The organism is Palaeococcus sp. (in: euryarchaeotes), assembly GCF_053987695.1.
This window is the reverse complement of sequence record NZ_JBMXHE010000113.1, coordinates 1-4,996: the sequence shown is the minus strand read 5'-3', so window position 1 is coordinate 4,996 and position 4,996 is coordinate 1. Positions and strand designations below refer to the sequence as shown.

The 4,996-nt window shown below is 45.5% G+C and carries 6 protein-coding genes; 3 read left to right on the top strand and 3 right to left on the bottom strand.

Annotated elements, in window-relative coordinates; all coding sequences use genetic code 11:
- The first annotated feature begins 32 nt into the window (after window positions 1-32).
- Both ACXJGZ_RS08825 and ACXJGZ_RS08820 read left to right on the top strand, forming a co-directional pair.
- Window positions 33-428 (top strand): NifB/NifX family molybdenum-iron cluster-binding protein, encoded by a 396-nt coding sequence (locus ACXJGZ_RS08825; RefSeq protein WP_456399077.1) that lies wholly within the window; start codon window positions 33-35, stop codon window positions 426-428.
- Between the two features lie 70 nt (window positions 429-498).
- Window positions 499-1,503: a TDT family transporter gene (locus ACXJGZ_RS08820; RefSeq protein WP_456320820.1), complete on the top strand. Its 1,005-nt coding sequence runs from the start codon at window positions 499-501 to the stop codon at window positions 1,501-1,503.
- 28 nt (window positions 1,504-1,531) lie between these two features.
- Here ACXJGZ_RS08820 and ACXJGZ_RS08815 read toward each other — a convergent pair whose 3' ends face one another.
- Together ACXJGZ_RS08815 and ACXJGZ_RS08810 are read right to left on the bottom strand one after the other, a co-directional pair.
- Window positions 1,532-2,482, bottom strand: coding sequence for a SufB/SufD family protein (locus tag ACXJGZ_RS08815; protein WP_456320821.1), 951 nt, complete (start codon window positions 2,480-2,482; stop codon window positions 1,532-1,534).
- Window positions 2,479-3,192, bottom strand: coding sequence for an ATP-binding cassette domain-containing protein (locus tag ACXJGZ_RS08810; RefSeq protein ID WP_456320822.1), 714 nt, complete (start codon window positions 3,190-3,192; stop codon window positions 2,479-2,481). Before ACXJGZ_RS08810 ends, ACXJGZ_RS08815 begins: the two co-directional genes overlap by 4 nt.
- Window positions 3,193-3,329: 137 nt before the next feature.
- On the opposite strand from ACXJGZ_RS08810, the gene ACXJGZ_RS08805 reads away from it, so the two are divergent.
- Window positions 3,330-3,740 (top strand): 4Fe-4S dicluster domain-containing protein, encoded by a 411-nt coding sequence (locus ACXJGZ_RS08805; protein ID WP_293256529.1) that lies wholly within the window; start codon window positions 3,330-3,332, stop codon window positions 3,738-3,740.
- Between the two features lie 186 nt (window positions 3,741-3,926).
- On the opposite strand, the gene ACXJGZ_RS08800 is transcribed toward ACXJGZ_RS08805, so the two are convergent.
- The coding region (locus tag ACXJGZ_RS08800; protein ID WP_456399076.1) for a TolB family protein at window positions 3,927-4,996 on the bottom strand (1,070 nt) is incomplete at its 5' end.

Genomic DNA, 4,996 nt, shown 5'->3' with positions numbered 1-4,996 from the left:
GAAAAAATTTTCAATTAAAGGGGTGATATCATATGAGAATAGTGGTTCCAGCCGTGGATGACAGGGGTTTGGAAAGCGAAGTGAGCGGGCACTTCGGCAGGGCAAAGTACTTCGTTTTTGTGGATGTTGAAAACAGCAAAATCAAGGGTTTTGAAGTCATTAAGGTTCCCTTCGAGGAGCACGGGCCCGGGGACCTTCCGAGGTTCGTCAAAGAGCACGGGGGAGATGTCGTCCTCGCCTATGGGATGGGTCCTAAAGCGGTCTCCTTCTTCAACGAGCTCGGAATAGAGGTTGTTACTGGAGCCTACGGAAGAATCAAAGATGTGGTGGAAGCCTTCATCCACCAGGTTCTTGAGGTTGACCCCTACTGGAAGGAGAAGATAGAGCGCGAAAAGGAAAGAGAGGGGTGCGAAAAGCATGGTCAGTGAGATGGTTTTCAACCATGGGTTCAAGAAATCTTTAAATTTTTTCATATGATGTCTTCTTTTGGTGAAGCAAATGAAGGTGAACATAAAGGACTTCGCGCCGAGCTGGTTCGCGAGCGTTATGGGAACAGGAGCTCTTGCACTGGTCAGTTTTGCGTACTCTCAGAGACTTCCGGAGCTTAAAACCCTAGCCATTGCCCTGACGTATCTCAACACGGGGCTATTTTTCATCCTGCTGATTCCATGGCTCCTTAGGTGGGCGAAGTACACGGAAAACGCCTTAGAAGACCTCAAACATCCGGTTGTATGTCACTTCTACGGGACGATATCTGTAGCCATGCTCGTCCTTTCGGCTGATTATCTGCTTATACTTAAAAAAACTGCCATCGCAAAGGCGTTCTGGATTCCCGGAGCCACTCTCACGATATTCTTTTCCCTGCTCATCCCTTATCTGATGTTCATAGAGAAGGAGATAGACCTCAAGGCGGTTACCCCTGCATGGTTTATTCCCCCGGTCGGGTTAATAGTGATCCCTTTAGGGGGTGCGGGGCTAATCCCAAGCTTCTCCGGAATCGCTAAAGAGATTGCTTACGCGGTTAACTACTTCGCATGGGGTGCGGGCTTCTTCTTGTACTTAGGTCTCTTCGCGATAGTGTTTTTCCGCTTCATACGGCACGAACTGCTGCCCTGCGGGATGGCGCCGGCAGTATGGATAAACCTCGGTCCAATCGGTGCCGGAACTTCAACGCTCTACGCGCTTGTCAAGGCCAGCGAATTCATGACGGTTAAAGAACCGTTTTTCGTTTTCGGTTTAATCCTCTGGGGCTTCGGCGTCTGGTGGCTGGTGATGGCGGTAATAATGACGCTCCACTACATCAGGAAGCTTACCCTTCCTTACAGCCTCGCTTGGTGGGCATTCATCTTCCCGTTTGGTGCCTATGTCAGTGCGACCCACAACGTTGGAACGGTCCTCGACATAGGTGCCATAGACCACTTCGGTTTTGGCTTGTACTGGCTTCTATTAGTGATGTGGCTGGTCACAGGGGTAAAAACCATGAAGCATATGCTGTTTGAATAATTTTTTCTTTTTTGAATTCTTTGAACCTTCACTCCCTCAGAAGGCCCTTTATTATAAATTCAGCCGCCTCGTCCTCGGTTAATCCCTTTGCCATGAGCTGAACGAGCTGGGCCTCGTTTATCCTCCCTATCGATGCCTCATGCGTAAGTTCAGCCCTGTCATTCTTTACCCTCAATAGAGGGACGGTTTGAACGTCGGCGTTGCCCTTGACTATCTCGTGGCACTCAACATGCCCCTTTGAGTAGTCTCCAAAACCGTATGCCTCGTTAACGACATTGACCCTCGAGTTATCGAAGGCTATGACCGTGCTCTTCAGATTTCCCCTGGAATGGGCGCCCTCGAGGTAAATTGCCTCCTTCATCTCCACGGAGTCATCCTTTACCGCTTTCACCTTTGATACAAGCTCCGCAACGGCGTTATTCCCAAGCCTTGCGCTCATCTCAAGCTTCAGCTCCCTTGCCCTGTGCTTTGTGAGGGAAAATTTCCCCGTGTAGCGACCGTTTTTGCCGACCTCTACTTCAGTCTTGCCCACCATCCTCACGCCCTCGCCGTGTATGTGCTCGTCCTCATAAAACACGCTTGAACGCTCCCCCACCTTTATTCTTGCTATGGCCTCATGGGTGAAGTTTTTTGCGTAGGGAAAGATGCAGTGAGATGTAAACTTCACCTTTGAGTTTCTGCCAACTGTTATATCAAAGATTACTCTTTGATAGCCCTCATTTTTTAGAAAGCCCGTGCAGAGGTGAATTGGAAAATGAAGCTCTGTTCCATCGGCTATTTCCACATAAGCCCTTACACCGTCTTCTATCTCCTCACCCCTTATCTCGACACCGGGAATGTTATTGAGCCCGATTATCCTGTCTCCGCTTATAATTATGGTGGCTATCCTATCCCCAAAGAGCGAAGTATCAAGACCTTCCTTTTCATAGATTTCAAGTATTGTCTCATATTCTTTAACACGATCGATTTTAATGCTCATCTCACTCTCATCTCCGCAAGGAAGCACCTTCCACATGTCTCTTTATAGTATTGAACTATCTCACGAGAGAATCCCTTTTTTATAAGCTTACCCGCACAAACAAAGTATGCAAAGTCCGTTTTGGCAGCTATCTCCTCATGGTGTGTGATTAGAATTACAGTTGTTCTTATCTTTCTAAAGTAATCCAGAACATTCTCTATGAGCCTTCCTGCAGTTATATCCAATCCAGAATCTGGCTCATCAAGGATAGCATATCTTGGCTTTAGCAGGAGAAGTGATGCCAGCTCTATTCTTTTTCTCTCACCGCCACTCAAGCTTTTATCCACAAATCGGTGAGCATAGAGTTCATAGGACAGTCCAACCAGCTCAAGAACCTCTTGAAGTTCATCTTTATTTGTCCTGAGCTTTCCTCCAAGAGTTAGGTACTCCCGAACGGTTATCCCTTCGTAGCGTGCAGGCTCCTGCCACATCATGCTTATTCCGAGTTTTGCCTTTTCCGTAATGGAAAAATCTGTTATATCTCTATCCCCGAGGAGAATCCTCCCTGTAGTGGGTTTCAAAACTCCCATGGTTACATAAGCTAGTGTTGACTTTCCAGCACCATTTGGACCCAATATGGAATAGATCATATCCCCTCTAAACTGCATGTTGATTCCTTTTATTATTTCCCTGCCGTTTATGGAGTAGCTGATATTTCTTAAACGTAGCATTGATACCAGAAAAACATCATATGAAGAAAATTTAAAGTTTTCTGGACATTTTTGACCCTAACTAATAGTTGAAAACAAAAACATTTGAAAAAAATTTTAAATGAAATTTCATTAATATGTGATGGGGTGTGATTAAAATGCCTGAAGTCAAGGTAATTGGAAAAGATGCTCTCGGAAGGGAAGTTAAAGATCTAAGCGTTATCCCTTGGTGGGGAGTGGACAGAAGGGAAATCGAATGGTACCCAAAGATAAACTATGATAAATGTGTTGGATGCGGGCTCTGCTTTGTAACATGTGGAAGGAGAGTCTTTGACTGGGATACGGATAACGCCAGACCGGTAGTGGCGATGCCATACAACTGCATGGTAGGATGCAACACATGTGCAATGCTCTGCCCATGTGATGCAATAGAGTTTCCAGACAAGGGTTATCTAAAGAAATGGGTCGCTAAGGGGAGAGTCATAAAGAAAGCATTTGAAATGGTCGATTCAATAATGCCCAAGAACCATTTGAGTGAAAAGGAGATAGAAAGCACACCTGAAGGATGAGCTGTAGTGGGAGGGATGGGGCGGCTTAGATAAGTCCCAGCTAAAGGAGATAACGATTTTCACAAACGAAGACGTGAAGAAGATTCTTCGGGTAAAGAGCTTGCAGAAAAGTACGAAATGATTTTCAACACCATTGGAACGGAGAAGATAAAGGGAGAAGCGGAGGTTATCAAAAATAATCACTTTTTATAAGCCACATTTATAAGCCACATAGATATCTGCCTCTATTATTTTCATATCTTTTGTGACATAATGATGCACAAAATATAAGTTCCCCTGTGCATCCAGCACCGGCTCCCCGGCAAAGTTAGAAACTATTTCCTCTGGCTCACTCCACCCATCTTTTGTTTTTAAAGATCTAAATATTGCAGGGCCGGGATATCCAAGCCAACTTTGCCCGGTGAACCATAATTCATTGCCATCTGGAGTTATGAAAGGCTGATCCTCATTAAGTTCGCTATTTATATTCGGGACCTTTCTCGGATTCACCCATGACCCGTTCACAGAATCCATCATGCATATGTCCCCACCACATCCGTAATACATCGTCTTCCCGTCTGGACTTATACACAGCTCCCCCACATCATAGACGGCAGTCAAAAGCTCCCCCACATTCTTAACATCTCTCCATCTTCCGTTTCTAAATTTTGCCGTATATATGTCAACTTCTCCATAATTTCCGCGTCTAACAGAGGCGAACCACATGGTGTCGTTTAAAATAAAAACTGCCCCATCAAGGGATTCATTGCTCCCCAATACAATCCTCATGGGTTTGCTCCATTTTCCATTGATTTTCTTTGACCACCATATGCCAGTAACACCATCAATGAGCTGTTTTTGCGGAGGTACATTGATATCAGGAGTGAAGAAAAAGTAGAGATTCTTTCCATCTGGTGTCACAAATGGAGAATCCTCCGCTCCGGCCGTGTTTATTGGTCCCTCTAAAGGCACAGGTTTGCTCCACTCGTCAGAATGGAGGATGGGTGGGAATACATCCATTTCTGGCATTATTTTAATGGCATTTTTAGGAATAGTATCTTCCCGAATTGTCGGCATCGCTCTCTTTCCTAGCCGTGATATGCTCACCCAAACATTATAAGCTAGCTTTTCTCTACCGTCTCTGGTTATAAGGCCAAGATGGTCATTTTCATTCAAATCATGGAGCCATGCCCAGCCGAGGAGGTGCAGATTGATTCCCTGCTCCTCGGTAAGACGGCCAATTACTTCGAGTATAAAATCAGCTTGCCCCTGTTCAC

Coding starts and splice junctions, on each gene's coding strand:
- ACXJGZ_RS08805 (WP_293256529.1), top strand. CDS start 3,330: ATGCCTGAAGTCAAGGTAATTGGAAAAGATGCTCTCGGAAGGGAAGTT.
- ACXJGZ_RS08810 (WP_456320822.1), bottom strand. CDS start 3,192: ATGCTACGTTTAAGAAATATCAGCTACTCCATAAACGGCAGGGAAATA.
- ACXJGZ_RS08815 (WP_456320821.1), bottom strand. CDS start 2,482: ATGAGCATTAAAATCGATCGTGTTAAAGAATATGAGACAATACTTGAA.
- ACXJGZ_RS08820 (WP_456320820.1), top strand. CDS start 499: ATGAAGGTGAACATAAAGGACTTCGCGCCGAGCTGGTTCGCGAGCGTT.
- ACXJGZ_RS08825 (WP_456399077.1), top strand. CDS start 33: ATGAGAATAGTGGTTCCAGCCGTGGATGACAGGGGTTTGGAAAGCGAA.